A 19,730-nucleotide genomic window follows, 5' to 3' on the forward strand; every position below is an offset into this window, starting at 1 on the left:
AACGCAACGAAGGGACCCGCATGAGACGCACCGACAGCGACGTCGACGAGGCCGAGCTCGACATCGAAAAGCCGAAGACCCACGCGGCAGGCCCCGTCGCCGTCGCAGTGTCGATGAAGCGAGCGCTCGGGCACATGGGCCCGAAGCGCACCGCGCAGACGCTGCTCAAGCTCAATCAGGCCGAGGGTTTCGACTGCATGAGCTGCGCGTGGCCCGACCCTGATCCGGGCCACCGGCACGCGGCGGAATTCTGCGAGAACGGCGCGAAGGCCGTTGCCGAGGAAGCGACGACGACGCGGGCGACGCCGGAGTTCTTCGCGCAGCACAGCATTGCCGAACTCGACAGTCACACCGAGCACTGGCTGGGCCAGCAGGGCCGGATCACGCACCCGATGATCAAGCTGCCCGGCGGCAGCCATTACGAGCCCATCGAGTGGGACGACGCATTCCGCCTGATCGGCGACGAACTGAAGTCTCTCGCGAGTCCCGACGAGGCCATCTTCTACACCTCGGGTCGCGCCTCGAACGAGTCCGCGTTCACCTATCAGCTCTTCGCCCGGGCGTTCGGCACGAACAACATGCCCGACTGTTCCAACATGTGTCACGAGTCGACGTCCATCGCGCTGCAGGAGTCCATCGGCATCGGCAAGGCCAGCGTCACGCTCGACGACGTCCACACTGCCGAGCTGATCATCCTCGCCGGTCAGAATCCCGGAACCAATCATCCCCGTATGCTCTCGGCCCTCGAGATGGCCAAGCAGAACGGCGCAAAGATTCTGTCCATCAACCCACTTCGCGAAGCGGGTCTGCTCAACTTCAAGAACCCGCAGACCCCGCGCGGCATGGTTGGCCCGGGAACGGACCTGTCGGATCTGCACCTGCCGATCAAGCTCAACGGCGACCTCGCACTCTTCCAGGCCATCGGCTCACTGCTGGTGAAGTGGGATGCACTCGATCACGAGTTCCTCGACAACTACACCGTCGGCTTCGACGCATGGAAGGCGCATGTCGCCGAGGTCGACTGGGATCTCGTCACCGAGGTGACCGGATTGTCGGTTGCGCAGATCACCGAGGCAGCCGAGATGTTGCGCGACTCCAAGGCCACGGTCTACTGCTGGGCCATGGGTCTGACGCAGCACCGCAATGCCGTCGCGACCATCAAGGAAGTCACCAATCTCGCGTTCGCACAGGGCAACATCGGCCGAGCAGGTGCCGGACTGCTACCGGTGCGCGGCCACTCGAACGTGCAGGGCGACCGCACGATGGGTATCTGGGAACGCCCTCCGGTGAAGTTCCTCGACGCGATGGCGGCGGAGTTCGACTTCGAGCCGCCGCGCGAGCACGGCTTGGACACCGTCGATTCCATCCGGGCCATGCGCGACGGCAAGGCGCATTTCTTCCTCGGACTCGGCGGCAACTTCGTCCAGGCGACACCGGACAGTGACGTCACCTTCGAGGCGCTGCGCAAGATGCGGATGACGGTGCAGATCTCCACCAAGATCAACCGCTCGCACCTCGTGTGCGGTGAGACGTCGATCATCCTGCCGACCCTGGGCCGCACCGAGAAGGACGTGCAAGCCAGTGGTGAGCAATGGATCTCGGTCGAGGACTCCACGTGCTCGGTGCATTCCTCGCGCGGACCGCTGAAGCCCGCGAGCGAGTTCCTTCGTTCCGAGGTCGCGATCGTCAGCGGCATCGCAGAGGCGACACTCGGCGACCGCTACGGTCTCGATTGGAGAGGCTTCCGCGACGACTACCGCAACATCCGCAAGCACATCTCCCGCGTCGTCGCCGGTTGCGAGGGTTACGAGGTCAATGTTCGACGCCCCGGCGGCTTCGTGCTTCCGCATCCGCCGCGCGACAGCCGGACGTTCGAAACCAAGAGCGGCCTGGGCGAATTCGCGGTCTCACCGATCGATGTGCTGCAGGTTCCGCCGGGCCATCTGATCCTGCAGACGCTGCGTAGCCACGATCAGTTCAACACCACCATCTACGGACTCAGCGACCGTTACCGCGGCATCGAGAACGGCCGACGCGTCGTCTTCGTGCACCGAGAGGACATTTCGGCGCTCGGTTTCCGCGACGGCGACATAGTCGACCTCGTCACCAAGTGGGACGACGACGACGTGGATCGGTGCGCGCCGTCGTTCCGCATCGTCGAGTACGACACCCCGCGTGGGTCGGCCGCTGCGTACTACCCCGAAACCAATCCGCTGATCCCGCTGGATTCGACTGCGCTGCACAGCAACACCCCCACCTCGAAGTCGGTCATCATCGCGATGGTTCCGGCGGGAACAGGCGTGCAGGGTACGGCGAACGGTCATCAGGACAACGAGGGATCGGACGAGGGGCACAAGTCGCACCCGCAGCCGCATCACCTGAGCTGAGGCTCGAACTAGACCAGTGCTCGCCCCGACCGCATCCGACGCTCGACATCGCGGAGCAGGATGTTGAACGGAAATGCGCGCACGACGGGCGGCGATATCCGGTTGAGCAGGGACGCGCTGCGCAGCAACAGCGCAAACCGTCTCTGCTTGACCGGGTCCCAGGCCAATTCCATCTCGTCCCGGAATCGCTGGGGTAAGAATCCGGTCGTCACGAAGCGGAAGAACGGCCCGATCAGCGGATGCAGTACAGCCGGCTTGGTGAACGTGGCCGAGGCGATGCCGTGCAGGTAGCGTCGAATCGTCGGGTCGATAGGAATGTCGTCGAGCGCTGCGTCCCAGTACTTCTCGAAGGCTGCTCGATCTGCGGGCCACATCTCGGGTGGCATCTGAAGCGTCGAGCCCAGGACGTGGCATGCCTGGTACATCTCGTCCACGGTGTCCCGGATCGGGTGGCCCGTACAAGGCGACGTACACATCCTCGAGACCCCGGTAGAGGCACGCCGCCACCCACAGCTGCAAGGTGGGATCGAAGGCGCTGTACTTCACCGGACTGTCCGGCGTCGACTTCACGGCTGCATGAGATCGGTTGGTCGCCTTGCGGTATGCGGCCTTGGTCTTGTCGTCGCCCATACCCGCGACGGCGAGATAGGACAACGTGGTTCGGGTGCGCTTGATCGGGTGCCGGTTGATCTGTCCGGATTCGACCCGGCTCTCGAACACTCCGTACCCAACGGCCGGGTGCCCCAGTTGCATGATGACGTTCGCCGAGCCGGCGAGCAGCCCCAGCCCGGTCATGGACTTGCGCAGAAAATCCGGATCGCCGGTCACGACGGCGTCGATTCCGCGCCGATGTCCCACTGCCGGAACTGTCGACGCATCACGTCGTCGGCGGCCTCGACATCGCGTCGCGCAAAGGCCTCGATCAGTTCTTCGTGACTGCGCACTGCATCTTCACCCCATCGCTTGTCGGTCGCGTACAACCGCGGCGTGTATCTGACCGCACCGAGGAGGAACCACGCCAACTTGGTTCCGCCTGCGATCTTGTTCACGAATCGGTGGAACTCGAACTCGTAGTACTCAACCGATTCGGTATCCGAGCGGGCCACGGCGTCACGGAGACCGTCGTTGAGTGCGGTCAGCCGATCCAGATGCTCGGGTGTGATGCTGCGAGCGGCCCGACCGGCGAGTGTGCCGGCGATGGTCCCCTGCAGCCAGAAGATGTCGTCCACATCCTGGCGCGAGAGCTCACCGACGCGGTAGCCGCGTCGAGGCACCTGCTCGACGAGCCCTTCCCCGCGCAGCGAAACGAGTGCTTCGCGCACCGGAGTGGCACTGACGCCCAACTCCGCCGCCGTCTCGTCGATTCGCACGAATGCCCCTGGCTCGAGCGCACCCGTGACGATCTGCTGGCGAATACTGGCGGCGACATCCTCCGCGAGCTGTGGTCGACGACGCAACACGATGACCTACAGTCCGTACGTCTTGCCGATGATGTCGCGCTGAATCTCGTTGGTACCGCCGTAGATCGAGGACACGAGAGTCGTCCTGACATGCTTTTCCATGTCGAACTCGGTGGCGTAGCCGTAGCCACCCATCATCTGCATGCCTTCGAGCGCCACCTTCTTGGCGGTCTCGGTGAGCTTGAGCTTGGCCATCGATGCCTCGCGCGGGAAGAGTTTCGTCGGGTTCTCGTCGACCAACCGAGCCACGTGGTAGACCAGCAGCCGTCCGCACTCGATCTCGGTGGCCAGATCGGCGATGCGGTGCCGTAGTGCCTGGAACGTTCCGACGGGCCGTCCGAATTGCTTGCGCTGGGTGATGAAGTCGAGTGTGTCTTCGAATGCTCGTTGCGCCGTACCGAGCATCATCGCCGCGAGAATGAGGCGCTCGATGTTCAGACCGGTCATCAGCTGAGACCACCCCTGCCCTTCCACCCCGACCACCGCGTCCTCGGGCAGCGCGCAGTCGGTGAAGTACAAATCGTTGACTTCCTTGCCGCCCATCGTGTCGATGCCGACGATGTTCAGGCCCTCGACATCGGCCGGAACGTCGAACATCGTCAGGCCTTCGTGCTTCCCACCCGCTCTGCCTCCCTGGGTCGCTCCGCCGGCTCCGCTCCTGCCGGTGCGTGCGACGAGCAGGATCCGATCGGCGAAGTGCGCATTGGAACACCAGGTCTTCTGGCCGTTGATCAGCCAGCCGGTGTCGGTCTTCTCGGCGCGGCAGCTGAGGTTGCCGACGTCCGAGCCTGCCTCGGGCTCGGACATCGAGATCGAATAGCTCCGCCCGGCGACGATGCCGCCGAGAACGGTCTCCTTCTGTGTGGGTGTGCCGAATTTCTCGTAGGCCGCACCGGTGATCAGGGTGGGTCCGATGCCGCCGATGGGAGCCATGGCCTTGGCAGATTCTTCGAGAAGAATGCACAGGTCGACGGTGCTGCCGCCCGCCCCGCCATGCTCCTCGGAGATGATCGCACCCAGCCAGCCCAGCTCGGCCATCTTGTCGTAGAGCGCCTGGTTGTGGGTGTGCTTCCCGTGCTCGGTGAGCGCGTCCCGCTGGGCGCGGGTACCGGCTTCCTTGGCGCAGAAGGACGCGACAGCCTGGGCGAACGCGGTCTGTTCCCGGGTGAGATCGATACTCATGAATCGGCTCCTGCACATCGAGGCGGCGGGGGTTGTAGCAACCGAATCGGACGCATAGTGTGTCCTGGACAACATTGAATCACATCAAATATATGTGATGCGATCTGCTGGAGGATAGAGCCCGTGACGGACCAGATCGAACGAACGAACGAGAGCACCTTCGAAAGCCTCGACCCCAGAACAGGTGTCGCACTCGCCACGTATCCGATCGCGGGCACCGCAGAAGTCGACGTCGCCGTCGCTCGCGCCCGGTCGGCCGCGCGCTGGTGGGACGTACAGGGCTTCGTCGGACGCAAAAGGTGGTTGCTCGAATTCAAGTCCGCCATCGCCAAGGACGCCGCAAGCCTCGCTACCGTCATCGCCGCCGAAACCGGCAAGCCGGACGAGGACTCTCTGCTCGAGGTCATGCTCGGCGTCGAACACCTCGACTGGGCGGCCCGCAACGCCGAGAAGATCCTGCGGCAGCGCAAGGTCGGATCGGGCCTGCTCGCGGTGAATCAGAAGGCCTACGTCGGGTACCGCCCGTTCGGTGTCGTCGGAGTGATCGGCCCCTGGAACTACCCGCTCTACACACCGATGGGTTCGATCGCGTACGCCCTCGCGGCAGGCAACACCGTCGTGTTCAAACCGAGCGAACTGACGCCTGGCGTCGGGACCTGGTTGGCCGAGAAGTGGCAGTCGCTTGCCGCTCCGCACCCGGTGTTCCAGACGATCACCGGCGACGGATCCACCGGCACCGCCCTCGTCGAATCCGGTGTCGACAAGATCGCGTTCACCGGATCCACCGCCACGGCCAAGAAGGTCATGGCCACCTGCGCGAAGTCGCTGACCCCACTCGTCGCCGAGTGCGGCGGCAAGGACGCGATGCTCGTCGACGCAGACGCGGACATCACTGCCGCAGTGGAATTCGCGACGTTCGGCGCGATGGGCAACGCCGGGCAGACCTGCGCGGGCGTCGAACGCATCTACGTCGCGGCTCCTGTGTACGACCGATTCGTCGGCGAGTTCACCGCCGCGGTGAGGGCACTGAAGCCCGGCGGAACGAAGACCTCGTCGTACGGTCCCATGACGCTGGGTAAGCAGAGCGACATCGTGCGCGGCCAGATCGAGGACGCTCTGGCCAAGGGCGGCAAGGCGGTCGTCGGCGGACTCGACTCGTTGCACGGTCCGTACATCGACCCGGTGGTTCTCACCGACGTACCCGAGGATTCGACGGCGATCACCGAGGAGACCTTCGGTCCGACCGTGGTGGTCAACAAGGTGCGCGATCTGGACGAGGCCATCGAACGCGCCAACGCGTCCAAGTACGGACTCGGCGCATCGGTGTTCACCCAGGACGGAGCGGTGGGCAGACGCGCCGCCGAGAAGCTCGATTGTGGTGTCGTGACGGTCAATTCGGTGCTCGGCTTCGCCGGTGTTCCGGCGCTGCCGTTCGGCGGCACGGGCGACTCGGGATTCGGCCGCATCCACGGTGCCGACGGCCTCCGTGAGTTCAGCACCGTGAAATCGATGACCGTGCAGAGTTTTGCAGCTCCGGTCAATCTGCTGACGATGAAGCGCAAAGCGCGAAACATGAAGCTGTCCGTGCTGGCGCTCAAGCTTCGTCACGGACGGGGCTGACCATGGACATCAGGCCGAAGAAGGGGCGCTTCGGCTGGCTCCGCCGCATCGAGGAACTCGACCCGGTACGGGATTGCCACACGATCCACCGCATCACCGCCGGCTACGAGTTTCCGTGGGACTACCAGCGTGCACTGGAATTCGCGTTGTTCCGTACCTACTGTGTGCCGACCATCTCGGCTCTGTTGGTCAGGACCGGCGAATTCGAGAACAGGCCGCAGAAGCGCTACGACGACACCGCGCTGCTGATGGCCGAATTGCTCGAGCACGGATACGACTCCGAGCGGGGCCGCGAATCGCTTCGGATGGTCAACCGGATGCACGGGCAGTTCGACATCTCGAACGACGACATGCTCTACGTGTTGACGACGTTCATCTACGAGCCGATCGAGTGGATCGACACCTACGGATGGCGTCGCCTGCATCCGAAGGAACGACTCGCAACGTTCCACTTCTACTGCGAAGTGGGAAAACGGATGGGAATCAAGAACATTCCCTCCTCGTACACCGAGCTCGCGCAGTTCAAGCTCGACTACGAGGAGCGCACGTTCCGCTTCAGCGAGGACAACCGACGGATCGGCACGTACACCCTCGAGCTGTACTGCTCGTGGTACCCCGCCGCGCTCACCCCCGCCGTGAAACAGGCAGTCTTCGCATTGCTGGACGACAGGATGGCGGGTGCCTTCGGCTTCCCGTCCGGCTCGGCGACGATCGAGCGGGCCGCCGTACGGGCTCTGCGTGCCCGAGCCCGGGTGGAGCGGTTCCTGCCCAAGCGGACTCACTCGCGGGCCACCGCCGACGCGTCGAACAAGACCTACCCCGGTTATCCCGTCGGCTACCGCCCTCGGGATCTGGGAGCTGGTGCCTGCCCGTACACCGCCGTGGCCACGCCTGCCTGAGTCCGGCGGCGATCACCCCAGCAGTACCGCTGTCATCGTCTGCTGCACACGGGCCATGGTTCGGTCGGAGCGCTCGAACCGCACCGTGCGACCGACGTCGAAGACCAACCCGAGAGCGGCGTGGATCAGAAATTTCGAGACCACCACGCTCGTGTTCGGCCGTGCTTCCCGCAGTAGTTGCGCCCAGCCGTCGATGTTGTGGCGCTGAATTCTGCGCAGCGTCGTCCGCCGATCGGCCGGCAGATTTCCGATCTCGGCGAAGTACACGGCCACGAGTTCGCCCTGCCTGAAGGTCAATTCGGTGTACAGCCTGGCGAACGTCCGCACCGCGTCGACCGGGGAGCTCGATTGCTCGAGCGCACCGGCGAGGGTGTCGGTGAGCTGGTCGTTGGCACGGTGCAACGCAGCCTCGAGCAGTTCGGCCTTGCTGGGGAAATAGCGGTACACACTGGAGGCAGTGATCGACGCCGCTGCGCCGATGTCGTCCAGGCCCACCTCGTGGTAGCCGTGCAGGTAGAACAGCCTGATCGAATGATGCAGCAGCTCTTCGCGTTTCGATGCATGCTCGAGCACGGATTCGCGGTGAGGAGATGCGCTGCCCTGCTGCGGAAGTTCGGTCCACAGAACCGACCGTGCGGCAGCGAGCATCGACTCCTCGATCTGCTTGGCCGACAACGCCGATCGATGCGCGGTGATGCTGGCGACCACACTGATTGCCGCGGTGGCCAGCAGCGCTGCATCGGATTCGGACAGATCGGGGCGAAGCTGTCGCAGCGGGACCGTCACCCGCTCGTGCACCGTTCGCAGCGCTCGGCGTAAGTACTCACGGTCCGAACCGACGAGATAGCGCCCCTCCCATCGATACAACCCACCGGTGCGCCGATTGTCGAGGGTGGTGGCGATGATGGCACCGATGACCGCGTCGATCCGAGCCTGCGGATCCTCCACATCGATGACGGCCGGATCGGTTGCCGCGACCAACGAGTCGGTCATCCGCGTGACGGTGTGGACGAACAAGGAGTACTTGGTGGGAAAGTGCCGGTACAGCGCAGGCCCGGAAATGCCGACGGTGGCGGCGATGTCCTCGATTCCGACGGGGTGATAGCCGCGCTCGCTGAAGGCCTCGGCCGCGGCCACCAGAATCTGCGCCTTTCGATTCCGTGGCCGACGCCGCTGCGCCGTCGTACCTGTCTCGTTCATCGCCTGCCCTTGCACCGCCGGTCGTCTCGATTCCCCATAGTAGCGGCATCGATGCGAATGATCGCAAACTTATTGCAGGGCTGAGCTGCAGAAATGCAGTCGACGAAGCTCCGGACAAAGCAGTGCCCGATCTGTAGGCTGCATCACATTCGATCCCCTGCTCTTACCGCTGACGAGAGGAACCGGCGATGGCCGCTCACCCGAACGAACCCCGGTTGTCCAACCGAAACAACTGGAACAACCACGTTCGACGGCACGCCCTCATGCAGCCCGACGCCGTGGCGCTCCGATTCCAGGGGCGATCGATCTCGTGGCGCGAACTCGACGACCGCGTGTCGAGATGCGCAGGCGTTCTGCAGAGCCGCGGAATCGGATTCGGCGACCGGGTGTTGATCGTGATGCTCAACCGACCCGAGTACCTCGAGGCGGTGCTGGCAATCAACGCGCTCGGGGCTCTGGCGGTGCCGGTGAACTTCCGGATGACTCCGCCCGAGGTGGCCTTTCTCGCGCAGAACAGTGGCTCCACCCTGGTGATCACCGACGACACGCTCACTCCGCTGGCCGAAGCAGTTGTGGCGCAGAGTGATTCACTGAACGGAATCATCACCGTCGGGGACGACTACGAGGCGCTGCTGTCCGCGGCTGAACCGGCGGACACCGTCGACGTTCCGGACGACGCCCCGGCCTTGATCATGTACACCTCGGGTACCACCGGAAGACCCAAGGGCGCGGTCCTCACGCACGCGAACATGCAGGCCCAGGCCTTCACCTGCATCCGGGCACTGCAGATGAGCGCCACCGACGAGGTCGGTTTCTGCGCCTCACCGATGTTCCACATCGCCGCACTCGGCAGTCTCGCGCCGAGCCTGCTGCTCGGCATTCCCACCGTCGTCCACCCGGTCGGTGCGTTCGATCCGGGCACCCTGCTCGACGTACTCGCCGCCGAGGGTGTCACCAATCTCTTCCTCGTCCCCGTGCAATGGCAGGCGATGTGCGCGGAGCAGGCCGCGAACCCGAGAGAACTTGCCCTGCGGGTCATTTCCTGGGGTGCCGCCCCGGCCTCCGACACCGTCCTGCGCGCGATGTCGACAACGTTCCCGGGAGCGCTCAACGTCGCGGTCTTCGGGCAGACGGAGATGTCGCCCATCACCTGCGTGCTCGACGGCGTCGACGCCGTCCGCAAACTCGGCTCCGTCGGACGCGTCATCCCGACCATCGCCGCGCGCGTCGTCGACGACGAGATGAACGACGTGGCGCAGGGCGAGATCGGCGAAATCGTCTATCGAGGGCCCACATTGATGCAGGGCTACTGGGAGAACCCGGACGCGACGGCGGACGCATTCCACGGCGGCTGGTTCCACTCCGGCGACCTCGTACGCCAGGACGAGGAAGGCTTCGTGTTCGTCGTCGACCGCAAGAAGGACATGATCATCTCCGGCGGCGAGAACATCTACTGCGCCGAAGTCGAGAACGTCCTGTTCTCCCACCCCCGAATTCTCGAGGCCGCGGTGATCGGCCGCCCCGACGACAGATGGGGTGAGGTGCCCGTCGCGGTGGTCGCACTGCACGATTCGCCCGGCACCCCGGACCTGACACTCGACGAGCTTCTCGTGTGGCTCGGCGACCATCTCGCGCGGTTCAAACACCCCAAGGATCTGGTCGTCGTCGACGCCCTCCCGCGCAACGCGAGCGGCAAGGTGGTCAAGGTCGCACTCCGGAAGACCTACTCGCCGGCACCTGCCTGAAAGGCGGGCAGGGAGGCGTCGAACATGCCCGGTACACGACGCCCTTCGCGAGCCGACACGGGGCCGAAGTGCTGGTCGGGGCACACCCCGAATCGGATAGGACGTAGCCTGGCTGGGAAGGTTCGGTGGCTCGACCGGAATGACAGTCGTGTTGTTCGGTTAGATTGGGAGAGCCACCAGGCACGATGCAAGAGGGTCGAGACCTGTCAACGAGCGACGGGTCACCACAATCGAGGAGAACAGGCCATGGCTTTACCAGTATTGACACCGGAACAGCGCACCGCGGCGCTGGCCAAGGCGGCCGAGGCACGCACTGCGCGGTCGAAGCTGCTCGCATCCGTCAAGTCCGGCGAACTCAGCGTCGCTGACGTTCTCGCCAAGGCGGAGAACGACGAGATCGTCAAGAAGACCAAGGTGTCCGCCCTGATCAAGGCCCTGCCGGGTGTTGGTTCCGTGCGCGCCGCACAGCTGCTCGAGCAGCTGTCCATCGCCGATACCCGCCGTATCGGTGGCCTCGGTGCAAACCAGCGCGAAGCCCTCCTGGCTGCCGTCGCATCCTGATCGACCTGGGTCGGGCTCACACCCGATCCGGCGATAATGCGTTGCCTGCAGGGCTAGCATTTCGACCATGAACGTCGAAGTGACCCTGCTGCCGGGAATCGGGGTGCGGAAGGATTTCGCCCTCGCTTCCGGGCGTCGCATAGGCGTCATCACCCGCAAGGACGGCGCGAACGAGTTGATCGTCTCGCGCAAGGACGACCCCGATGCGACGCAGGAATCCATCACGTTGAGCAATGAGGAAGCGGCGGCTCTGGGCAATCTGCTCGGGTCGCCGCAACTCATCGCTCAGCTCGGGGAACAGCATCGCGACCTCCCCGGCATCAACACCCGCCAGCTCCCCGTCAGGAAGGGCTCGCGTTTCGACGGCCGCCCCCTCGGCGATACCGGGATGCGCACCAAGACCGGCGTCTCGATCGTCGCAGTGATGCGCGCGGGCCAAGTACAACCGTCACCCACTCCCGGCTTCACCCTCGTCTCGGGCGATCTGCTGGTCGCCGTCGGAACCGCCGACGGTTTGGACGCAGCTGCCAAGATCCTCGGCAATGCCTGACAATCGTCGGGTCTGACCCGGTGGCCGAGACTGCACTCGCTCTGACCGAACTGGGAGCGGTGTTCTTCGTCCTCGGCCTACTCGCCCGCGTGGCAGGCAAGTTCGGGGTCTCCCCCATTCCGTTCTATCTTCTCGCCGGTCTCGCCTTCGGCAACGGCGGAATCGTCAGCCTCGCCGGCATCGACGAATTCAGTGAGATCGCCAGCGAAATCGGCGTCATCCTGCTGCTGCTCCTGCTCGGACTCGAGTACACCGCCACCGAACTCGTCACCGGACTGCGCCGATCCTGGCTGGCGGGCCTGGTCGACATCGCTCTGAACTTCACTCCGGGCGCAGTGGTGGCACTGATACTCGGCTGGGGCGGCGTCGGAGCACTGGTGATGGGCGGTGTCACCTACATCTCGTCCTCGGGCATCATCGCCAAGGTCCTCACCGACCTCGGCCGGCTCGGCAACCGAGAAACCCCCATCGTGCTCTCCATCCTGGTGTTCGAGGACCTCGCGATGGCCGTCTACCTGCCGATCCTCACCACGGTCCTGATGGGTGCCAGTTTCCTCGGCGGGCTCGAAGCTCTCGGGATCTCCCTGCTGGTGGTCACGATCGTCCTGGTCATCGCTCTGCGCTACGGCAGCTCGGTCTCCTCGCTGCTCGACAGCAAGGACCGTGAGGTCATGCTCCTCAACGTCCTCGGCGCTGCCCTGCTGGTGGCCGGAATCGCGTCGGAACTGCAGGTCTCGGCCGCCGTCGGCGCATTCCTGCTCGGTATCGCGATCTCCGGCTCGACGGCCGCCAACGCCACCCGCGTTCTCGAACCCCTCCGGGATCTGTTCGCAGCGATGTTCTTCGTCGTGTTCGGTCTCGCCACCGATCCGGCAACCATCCCGCCGGTGCTCGGCTGGGCTATCGTCCTGGCGGTCGCCACCGCAGCGACCAAGATCGCGACGGGCTGGTGGGCGGCCAGGCGTCAAGGAATAGGGCGACCGGGCCGACTGCGCGCCGGTGCGGCCCTCGTGGCCCGCGGCGAGTTCTCCATCGTCATCGCCGGGCTGGCCGTGGCCGCGGGAGCCGTCGAGGGCGAGCTGGCTGCTCTGGCCACGGCATACGTACTGCTGATGGCCATCCTGGGGCCCATCGCGGCCCGAGTCGTCGAACCGGTCGCGAAGGTCCTCCTTCGCACGAAGCCCGCCGTGTGATTGGCTTTCGGAATGGTGGACAAGCGTCGAGCATCGGTTCTGCGCCGACGGCCGCAGCTGTCGGAGGAGGTGGCCAACCACGTCCGGCACCTCGTCATGTCCGGCGAGGTGAGCCCAGGCGACTTCATCCGACTCGACGAGACCGCCGCCGAACTCGGGGTGAGCGTCACTCCGGTTCGCGAGGCACTGCTGACGCTGCGGGGTGAGGGCATCGTCGAACTCGTCCCGCATCGCGGATACAAGGTCTCGCCCCTGACGCCGAGCGACATCGTCGACATCTTCTGGCTGCAGGGCCACATCGCCGCCGAGCTGGTTCGCCGCGCCGCGCCGAAGATCACCGAGGCCGAGCTCGACCGGCTCGCCGAGCTCACCGCCGCACTGTCGGTCGCCGTCGAGAACGGTCGGCCGGAGGACGTCGAGAACTGCGAATTCGAGTTCCACCGAGTCCTCAACCGACTCGCCGAATCCGCGAAACTGGCGTGGTTTCTCAACAACGCCACCCGCTACACACCCACCCGCCTCTACGCCACCGACCGCGACTGGGGCCGAGCGACAGTACGCAACCACGAGGCCCTCATCGAGGCACTCGTTCGAAACGACATCGACGCCGCCTGCGAATTGATGAAGCAACAATTCACAGACGGCGCCGAGAGGTTGATCGCGCACCGCGGGTGAGCGCTACGCGCATGTGAGTGGAAACTCGTAGCCTGCTACGAGTTTCCGCTCACATGGGGTCAGCGCAGCGAGGCGGGAACCTGGAAGCGATCGCCGTACTTCTTGGCCAATTCGTCTGCACGAGTGACGAAGCCGGCCTGACCACCCGGGTAGCCGACGACGTACTGGTGCACGCCTCCGGTCCAGGCGGGGAATCCGATGCCGAAGATCGAGCCGATGTTGGCGTCGGCGGTGGTGTTCAGGACACCCTCGTCGAAGCACTTCTGCGTCTCGATGGCCTCGATGAACAGCATGCGCTCCTTGAGGTCCTCGAACGGGATGTCCGCCGAGCCCGACTTGAACGCATCACGCAGTCCGGGCCACAGTCCGGCGCGCTTGCCGTCCTCGTACTCGTAGAAGCCCGCGCCCTTGGCCTTCGACGGACGCTCGAACTCGTCGACCATCTTGTCGATGACGGCACCGGCCGGATCCTCGGGAGGAGTCTGACCCGCGGCGATGAGCGCGTCGTAGGTTTCCTTGCGGATCTTCTGCATCAGGTTGAGCGTGAGCTCGTCCGAGAGCTGCAGCGGCGCAGCCGGGTAACCGGCCTGCAGACCGGCCTGCTCGATGGTCGACGGCTCGACGCCCTCGCCCAACATCGCGATGGCCTCGTTGATGAACGTGCCGATGACACGCGAGGTGAAGAAGCCGCGACTGTCGTTGACGACGATCGGGGTCTTCTTGATGAGCTGCACCAGGTCGAATGCCTTGGCCAAGGCCGCATCCGACGTCTTCTCGCCGCGAATGATCTCCACCAGCGGCATCTTGTCCACGGGTGAGAAGAAGTGGATGCCGATGAAGTCTTCCTGACGCTTGATGCCCTGAGCGAGGCTCGTGATGGGCAGCGTCGAGGTGTTGGAACCGAGCAGCGCCGTCGGATCGACGAGGTCCTCGATCTCCTGGAACACCCTCTGCTTCAACTCTTCCGACTCGAAGACGGCCTCGATGACGAGGTCTGCGCCTTCGACGTCCTTGGCGTCGGCCGTCGGGTGGATACGGGCCAGCAGAGCGTCGGACTTCTCCTGGGTGGTCTTGCCACGCGAGAGTGCCTTGGCCTCGATGGCCTCGGAATAGGCCTTGCCCTTCTGAGCCGACTCGATGGCAACGTCCTTGAGCACCACGTCGATTCCGGCCTTGGCACACACGTACGCGATGCCCGCGCCCATCATGCCCGCGCCGAGAACCGCGACCTTGGTGAACGTGGTCTTCTCGATGCCGTCCGGGCGCGACTTGCCGGCGTTGATCGCCTGCAGGTCGAAGAAGAACGCCTGAATCATGTTCTTGGACACCAGACCGGTGACCAACTCGGTGAAGTACCGCGACTCGATGGTGCACGCGTTGTCGAAATCGACCTGCGCACCCTCCACTGCCGCAGCGAGAATCGCGCGCGGAGCCGGCATCGGTGCGCCCTTGATCTGCTTGCGCAGGTTGGACGGGAATGCAGGCAGGATCTGCGCGAGCTTCGGGTTCGACGGCGTTCCACCGGGGATCTTGTAGCCCTTGACATCCCACGGTGCGACGCCGCCCTCGGGGTTGGCCTTGATCCACGCCTTGGCGGCCGGCACCAATTCGTCGATGCTGCCGACCAATTCGTGAATCAGACCGATCTCGAGAGCCTTCGCCGGACGGAACCGGGTGCCCTGGGCGAGGACGGTCATGAAACCGGTCTGAATGCCGAGCAGTCGCGTGATGCGAGCAACGCCGCCGCCGCCGGGAAGCAGTCCGAGCGAGACCTCGGGCAGACCGATCTGGACGCCGGAAACATCGGCCGCGATGCGGTGATGCGTCGCGAGTGCGATCTCGAGTCCGCCGCCGAGTGCTGCGCCGTTGATGGCGGACACGACCGGCTTACCGAGCTTCTCGATGCGACGCAGCTGGCCCTTGACTTCCTGAACCTCGTCGAACACCTGCTGGGCGTCCTCTGGCTTGGCTGCGATGAGGGTGTGCAGATCGCCGCCTGCGAAGAACGTCTTCTTGGCGGACGTGATCACGACACCGGTGATGGAGTCGACCTCGGCCTCGAGGCGTTCGACGGTGGCACCCATCGAGTCCTTGTACAGCTGGTTCATCGTGTTGGCGCCCTGGTTGGGGTCGTCCATTGTCAGCGTGACGATGCCGTCGGCGTCCTGGTCCCACTGAATCATGTTGTTGCTCATGCCTTTACCTCAGACTCGCTCGATGATGGTGGCAACGCCCATGCCGCCGCCGATGCACAGGGTGATCAACGCGTAACGACCGCCGCGGCGCTCGAGCTCGTCGAGCACGGTGCCGGTGATCATCGCGCCGGTAGCTCCCAAGGGGTGGCCCATGGCGATGGCACCGCCGTTGACGTTGAGCTTCTCGTTCGGGATCTTCAGATCCTTCTGGAACCGCAGCACGACGGACGCGAACGCCTCGTTGAGCTCGAAGAGATCGATGTCGTCGACGGTCAGGCCGGCGGTGGCGAGAACCTTCTTCGACGCCGGGGTCGGCCCGGTGAGCATGATGGTCGTGTCGGCACCGCTGGTGGCCGTGGCGACGATGCGGGCGCGCGGGACCATGTTCAGGTCCTTGCCCGCCTGCTCGCTGCCGACGAGGACGAGGGCTGCGCCGTCGACGATGCCGGAGCTGTTGCCGCCGGTGTGGACGTGATCGATCTTCTCGATCCAGTGGTACTTCTGCAGCGCCACGTCGTCGAATCCGCCCATGGCAGCGATACCGGTGAAGGCCGGGTTCAGCTTGCCGAGCGATTCGACGGTGCTGCCCGGACGCATGTGCTCGTCCTGATCGAGGATCAGCAGACCGTTCTGGTCGGTGACCGGCACGACGGACTTGGCGAAGTATCCACCGGACCACGCTGCTGCGGCTCGCTCCTGCGACTGCGCGGCGTAGGCGTCGACGTCTTCACGGGTGAAGCCCTCGATGGTGGCGATGAGGTCGGCACCGATGCCCTGCGGGGCGAAGTAGGTGTCGTAGTTGGTGGCGGGGTCCATGGCCCACGCGCCGCCGTCACTGCCCATCGGCACACGCGACATCGACTCGACGCCACCGGCGACGACGAGCTCGTCCCAACCCGAACGCACCTTCTGCGCGGCCAGGTTGACGGCCTCGAGGCCGGACGCGCAGAAACGGTTGAGCTGGAAGCCGCCGACGGTGTCGGGCATCTTCGCAGCGAGCACGGCAGTGCGGGCGATGTCGGCACCCTGGTCTCCGACGGGCGAGACCACTCCGAGGATGAGGTCGGAGATCCGGTTCTCGTCCATGTCGGGGAAACGTCGACGAAGCTCGTCGATCAGGCCGGTCACCAGGGAAATCGGCTTCACCGAGTGCAGGGAGCCGTTCTTTCCTTTGCCTCGGGGAGTCCTGATGGCTTCATAAATGAATGCCTCTGTAGTCACAGCGCGCAGTTCCTTCCACATTCTCGATCGGCGTCGCCGTCGCCGTGCTGGCCGACCGCGTCGATGCGAGGCCACAACAGACCTCAGCTCACTTCACAGTAGGGCCGCGGGTCGATCCGACATAAGGACCGAAACGAGCGTTCTCCATGACCGGCGCGGAAGTTCAGGTTTGAACGAAGTCGGCATGGGACACTCGGATAGATCAGATCTACCGAGCGCGGAAGAAGACCCTCCATGGAAACCGACAACGAACTGACCGTGGGCGCCCGCGTCAAAGTACGCATTCACACCACCGGCACCGACGACGAGTCCGGTCAGGACGCCTACGAGACCGGAGCCATCGTCGAGGACTTCGGCGTGCAGACCCCCGACACCACGTCGAGGGAATGGGCGGTGGCACGGCGTTGGGCCGTGGCACTCGACAGTGGCCGCCTGGTGTTCGCCGACAACGAGGATCTCACCGTCGGCTGAGTCACCCGTCGATCAGATCTCTTTGAGCGGTACCGCTCCCAGTTCGCTCACCAGCAGCTCCATCGCGACGGTTTCCGGGTCCCGGCGAACCGTGGGATCGGCAGGCTCGGCGGCAGCCTTGAGCAGCTCTTCTTCGTCCTCCGGAGTCTCCGGCGGCGGTGGGCCTACCGGCTCGGGCTCGTCCGGATAGTCCGGGGCTTCCGGCATCGGAATGTCGTCCGCCCCGATGCCGGCCGAGGATCCGTCGCCCGCTGATCCGAACCCGTCCGACGTGGGACGGGGAGCCCCTGCCTGGCTCGGCCTCGAGAACTTCGGCAGCGACGCGGGTTTCGCTGCCGGTTCATCTTTTTTTGCTGATGACTGTTCCGGTGGTGCCGCGGCACCGACCAGACATACCACCGACCATTCGACGCCGAACACGTCACGCAGAGCGTCGCGAATGACGTCGGCATTGCGGGGCTCCTCCAGACGCTTGGCCAACGGTGCCGAGTCGTGGCCGAGCGTGATGGTGCCGTTCTCGACCGCGCGCACCGAGGCTCCGGACAGCATCACCTCGACGGTCCGGCTCCGCTCCCGCACTTTCGTACGCACCTCGGACCACACCGCTCGAACCGCAGCTGCGTCGGGTTCGTTCGACGCGGAGGCAGGGGCCGCCACGGGTTCCGGTTCCGACTCGAACACGGGATCAGGTTCGGGACCGTAATCGTCCTCGGGCTCCGGCGGAAAGTCCTCGTGTGACGTCGGGGCGGTCGGCGCAGCCGGGGCAACCGGGGCCGAATCCTGTTGCACGGGAACGGATTCCGGGACGGACTCGGGCTCGGATACTGACGCCGGCGCAGGCTCGGGTGTTGGTGCGGGCTCGGGTGCCGGAGCTGGCTCAGGTGTCGGAGCTGGCTCAGGTGTCGGCTCGGGCTCCGGTGTTGGTGCGGGTGTCGGAACCGGCTCGGGCTCCGGTGTTGGTGCGGGTGTCGGCACCGGGACTGAGACAGCGGGTGCGGCCGCCACCGGAGCCGGTGCCGGTGCGGGCGCTGTCGGCTCTGCGGCCGGGGGGCGCTGTGACGGTCGCTGGAATTTGCTCACCGGTGCCGGACCCGAGGGTGCGGGCTCCTCGGTGGGTTGCAGTTGCGGTCGCGTCGGATCCGCAACTGCCTGGGCGACGGCTGCCTGCTCCCCCGCCGGAAGGGTGACGTCCAAGCGACGTTCGACGCGTTCGAGTCGTTGCAACACCGCCGATTCCGCGTCGGAGGCCGAGGGCAGCAGCATGCGGGCGCACATCACTTCGAGCAGCAGGCGTGGGGCGGTGGCACCGCGCATCTCGCCGAGTCCCGAGTGCACGATCTCGGCGTAGCGAGTCAGCGTCGCCGAGCCGAGCAGATCGGCCTCGTCACGCAGTCGCTCGAGTACGTCGCCCGGCACGTCGACCAGACCGCGTTCTCCGGCGTCGGGCACGGCCTTCATCAGGATCAGGTCTCGCATGCGATCGAGGAGGTCGATGGCGAACCGGCGTGGGTCGTGGCCGGCGTCCATCACCTTGTCGACGGTGCCGAACAGTGCGCCGCCGTCGCCCGCAGCCAATGCGTCGACGGCTTCGTCGATGAGCGCGACGTCGGTGACGCCGAGCAGCGACAGTGCTCGCGGGTACGTGACGCCTTCCGGCCCGGCTCCGGCCAGAAGCTGATCCATGACGCTGAGCGAGTCACGGGGCGAGCCGCCGCCGGCGCGGATGACCAACGGGTAGACCGCGTCTTCGACCGGGACCTGTTCCTGACCGCAGATCTTTTCCAGCAGAACGCGCATGGTCGACGGCGCGAGCAGCCGGAACGGGTAGTGGTGGGTACGCGAGCGGATGGTGGGGAGAACCTTCTCGGGTTCGGTGGTCGCGAAGATGAAGACGAGGTGCTCGGGCGGTTCCTCGACGACCTTGAGCAACGCATTGAAGCCCGCCGGGGTCACCATGTGTGCCTCGTCGATGATGAAGATGACGTAGCGCGATTCGGCCGGGGCGTACACGGCCTTGTCTCGCAGATCACGGGCATCGTCGACGCCACCGTGGCTGGCCGCGTCCATCTCGACGACGTCGAAGTTGCCGGGTCCGCCGGGGGCGAGGGCGACGCAGGAGTTGCACACGCCGCAGGGCGTCGACGTGGGACCTTCGGCGCAGTTCAGCGATCGGGCGAGGATCCGCGCCGAGGAAGTCTTTCCGCAGCCGCGCGGCCCGGAGAAGAGGTAGGCGTGGTTGATTCTGTTGCTGTCCAACGCCACGCTGATCGGCTCGGTGACGTGCTCCTGACCGACGACCTCGGCGAACGTCGCAGGACGGTACTTCCGGTAGAGGGCCACGCCCGAAAGGGTACCGGCGACCACGGACACA

The 19,730-nt window shown here is 65.2% G+C and carries 15 protein-coding genes and 1 pseudogene; 9 read left to right on the forward strand and 7 right to left on the reverse strand.

Translation table 11 applies throughout. The features are described from left to right. Positions 1–20 precede the first annotated feature (20 nt). Entirely contained in the window at positions 21–2,387 is a 2,367-nt protein-coding gene (locus R3P93_RS13790; RefSeq protein ID WP_317533252.1) for an FdhF/YdeP family oxidoreductase, read from the forward strand. 8 nt (positions 2,388–2,395) lie between these two features. On the opposite strand, the pseudogene R3P93_RS13795 reads toward R3P93_RS13790, so the two are convergent. The 3 genes and pseudogenes from R3P93_RS13795 to R3P93_RS13805 all read right to left on the reverse strand — a co-directional run bounded on the left by R3P93_RS13795 (position 2,396) and on the right by R3P93_RS13805 (position 5,029). After that, positions 2,396–3,182, reverse strand: a pseudogene (locus tag R3P93_RS13795) (oxygenase MpaB family protein). Between the two features lie 29 nt (positions 3,183–3,211). After that, positions 3,212–3,847, reverse strand: coding sequence for a GntR family transcriptional regulator (locus R3P93_RS13800; RefSeq protein ID WP_255183170.1), 636 nt, complete (start codon positions 3,845–3,847; stop codon positions 3,212–3,214). A gap of 6 nt (positions 3,848–3,853) precedes the next feature. Beyond that, complete coding sequence (locus R3P93_RS13805) at positions 3,854–5,029, reverse strand: acyl-CoA dehydrogenase family protein (protein WP_317533253.1); 1,176 nt, start codon at positions 5,027–5,029, stop codon at positions 3,854–3,856. Between the two features lie 102 nt (positions 5,030–5,131). Here R3P93_RS13805 and R3P93_RS13810 point away from each other — a divergent pair, with 102 nt between their 5' ends. Then, positions 5,132–6,649: an aldehyde dehydrogenase family protein gene (locus R3P93_RS13810; protein WP_373455129.1), complete on the forward strand. Its 1,518-nt coding sequence runs from the start codon at positions 5,132–5,134 to the stop codon at positions 6,647–6,649. A gap of 2 nt (positions 6,650–6,651) precedes the next feature. Continuing rightward, positions 6,652–7,548 (forward strand): oxygenase MpaB family protein, encoded by an 897-nt coding sequence (locus R3P93_RS13815; RefSeq protein WP_068050468.1) that lies wholly within the window; start codon positions 6,652–6,654, stop codon positions 7,546–7,548. A 12-nt stretch (positions 7,549–7,560) separates the two neighbouring features. On the opposite strand, the gene R3P93_RS13820 is transcribed toward R3P93_RS13815, so the two are convergent. Next, on the reverse strand, positions 7,561–8,748 hold the full coding sequence (locus R3P93_RS13820) for a TetR/AcrR family transcriptional regulator (protein WP_068050467.1): 1,188 nt from the start codon (positions 8,746–8,748) through the stop codon (positions 7,561–7,563). A 188-nt stretch (positions 8,749–8,936) separates the two neighbouring features. Here R3P93_RS13820 and fadD5 point away from each other — a divergent pair, with 188 nt between their 5' ends. The 5 genes from fadD5 to R3P93_RS13845 all read left to right on the forward strand — a co-directional run bounded on the left by fadD5 (position 8,937) and on the right by R3P93_RS13845 (position 13,472). Next, complete coding sequence (gene fadD5, locus R3P93_RS13825) at positions 8,937–10,493, forward strand: fatty-acid--CoA ligase FadD5 (RefSeq protein ID WP_094638736.1); 1,557 nt, start codon at positions 8,937–8,939, stop codon at positions 10,491–10,493. A 246-nt stretch (positions 10,494–10,739) separates the two neighbouring features. Next, positions 10,740–11,054 (forward strand): integration host factor, actinobacterial type, encoded by a 315-nt coding sequence (gene mihF / locus R3P93_RS13830; RefSeq protein WP_008712632.1) that lies wholly within the window; start codon positions 10,740–10,742, stop codon positions 11,052–11,054. Positions 11,055–11,121: 67 nt separating this feature from the next. Continuing rightward, complete coding sequence (locus tag R3P93_RS13835) at positions 11,122–11,604, forward strand: cation:proton antiporter regulatory subunit (RefSeq protein WP_094638737.1); 483 nt, start codon at positions 11,122–11,124, stop codon at positions 11,602–11,604. Between the two features lie 20 nt (positions 11,605–11,624). Beyond that, the gene (locus tag R3P93_RS13840; RefSeq protein ID WP_094638738.1) at positions 11,625–12,797 is read left to right on the forward strand and encodes a cation:proton antiporter; all 1,173 of its coding nucleotides are present in this window, start codon (positions 11,625–11,627) and stop codon (positions 12,795–12,797) included. A 12-nt stretch (positions 12,798–12,809) separates the two neighbouring features. Then, positions 12,810–13,472, forward strand: a complete 663-nt coding sequence (locus R3P93_RS13845; protein ID WP_068050457.1) for a GntR family transcriptional regulator — start codon at positions 12,810–12,812, stop codon at positions 13,470–13,472. Between the two features lie 59 nt (positions 13,473–13,531). Here R3P93_RS13845 and R3P93_RS13850 read toward each other — a convergent pair whose 3' ends face one another. Together R3P93_RS13850 and R3P93_RS13855 are read right to left on the reverse strand one after the other, a co-directional pair. After that, on the reverse strand, positions 13,532–15,667 hold the full coding sequence (locus R3P93_RS13850) for a 3-hydroxyacyl-CoA dehydrogenase NAD-binding domain-containing protein (protein WP_068050456.1): 2,136 nt from the start codon (positions 15,665–15,667) through the stop codon (positions 13,532–13,534). 9 nt (positions 15,668–15,676) lie between these two features. Next, positions 15,677–16,888, reverse strand: coding sequence for an acetyl-CoA C-acetyltransferase (locus R3P93_RS13855; protein WP_068050463.1), 1,212 nt, complete (start codon positions 16,886–16,888; stop codon positions 15,677–15,679). Between the two features lie 234 nt (positions 16,889–17,122). On the opposite strand from R3P93_RS13855, the gene R3P93_RS13860 reads away from it, so the two are divergent. Next, positions 17,123–17,359 carry a hypothetical protein gene (locus tag R3P93_RS13860; RefSeq protein ID WP_068050455.1) on the forward strand — a complete coding sequence of 79 codons (237 nt, stop codon included), beginning with the start codon at positions 17,123–17,125 and terminating at the stop codon, positions 17,357–17,359. 12 nt (positions 17,360–17,371) lie between these two features. Here R3P93_RS13860 and R3P93_RS13865 read toward each other — a convergent pair whose 3' ends face one another. After that, a complete protein-coding gene (locus tag R3P93_RS13865; RefSeq protein WP_317533254.1) occupies positions 17,372–19,699 on the reverse strand; it encodes a DNA polymerase III subunit gamma and tau in 2,328 nt (775 codons plus the stop codon). Positions 19,700–19,730: the final 31 nt, after the last annotated feature.

This window comes from Rhodococcus cerastii, assembly GCF_033042195.1.
Classification (GTDB): Bacteria; Actinomycetota; Actinomycetes; order Mycobacteriales; family Mycobacteriaceae; genus Rhodococcoides.

Bases quoted from the DNA above. Each gene is read 5' to 3' on its own strand.
- R3P93_RS13790 (WP_317533252.1), top strand. From the start codon at position 21: ATGAGACGCACCGACAGCGACGTCGACGAGGCCGAGCTCGACATCGAA.
- R3P93_RS13805 (WP_317533253.1), bottom strand. From the start codon at position 5,029: ATGAGTATCGATCTCACCCGGGAACAGACCGCGTTCGCCCAGGCTGTC.
- R3P93_RS13815 (WP_068050468.1), top strand. From the start codon at position 6,652: ATGGACATCAGGCCGAAGAAGGGGCGCTTCGGCTGGCTCCGCCGCATC.
- R3P93_RS13820 (WP_068050467.1), bottom strand. From the start codon at position 8,748: ATGAACGAGACAGGTACGACGGCGCAGCGGCGTCGGCCACGGAATCGA.
- fadD5 (WP_094638736.1), top strand. From the start codon at position 8,937: ATGGCCGCTCACCCGAACGAACCCCGGTTGTCCAACCGAAACAACTGG.
- mihF (WP_008712632.1), top strand. From the start codon at position 10,740: ATGGCTTTACCAGTATTGACACCGGAACAGCGCACCGCGGCGCTGGCC.
- R3P93_RS13835 (WP_094638737.1), top strand. From the start codon at position 11,122: ATGAACGTCGAAGTGACCCTGCTGCCGGGAATCGGGGTGCGGAAGGAT.
- R3P93_RS13845 (WP_068050457.1), top strand. From the start codon at position 12,810: ATGGTGGACAAGCGTCGAGCATCGGTTCTGCGCCGACGGCCGCAGCTG.
- R3P93_RS13850 (WP_068050456.1), bottom strand. From the start codon at position 15,667: ATGAGCAACAACATGATTCAGTGGGACCAGGACGCCGACGGCATCGTC.
- R3P93_RS13860 (WP_068050455.1), top strand. From the start codon at position 17,123: ATGGAAACCGACAACGAACTGACCGTGGGCGCCCGCGTCAAAGTACGC.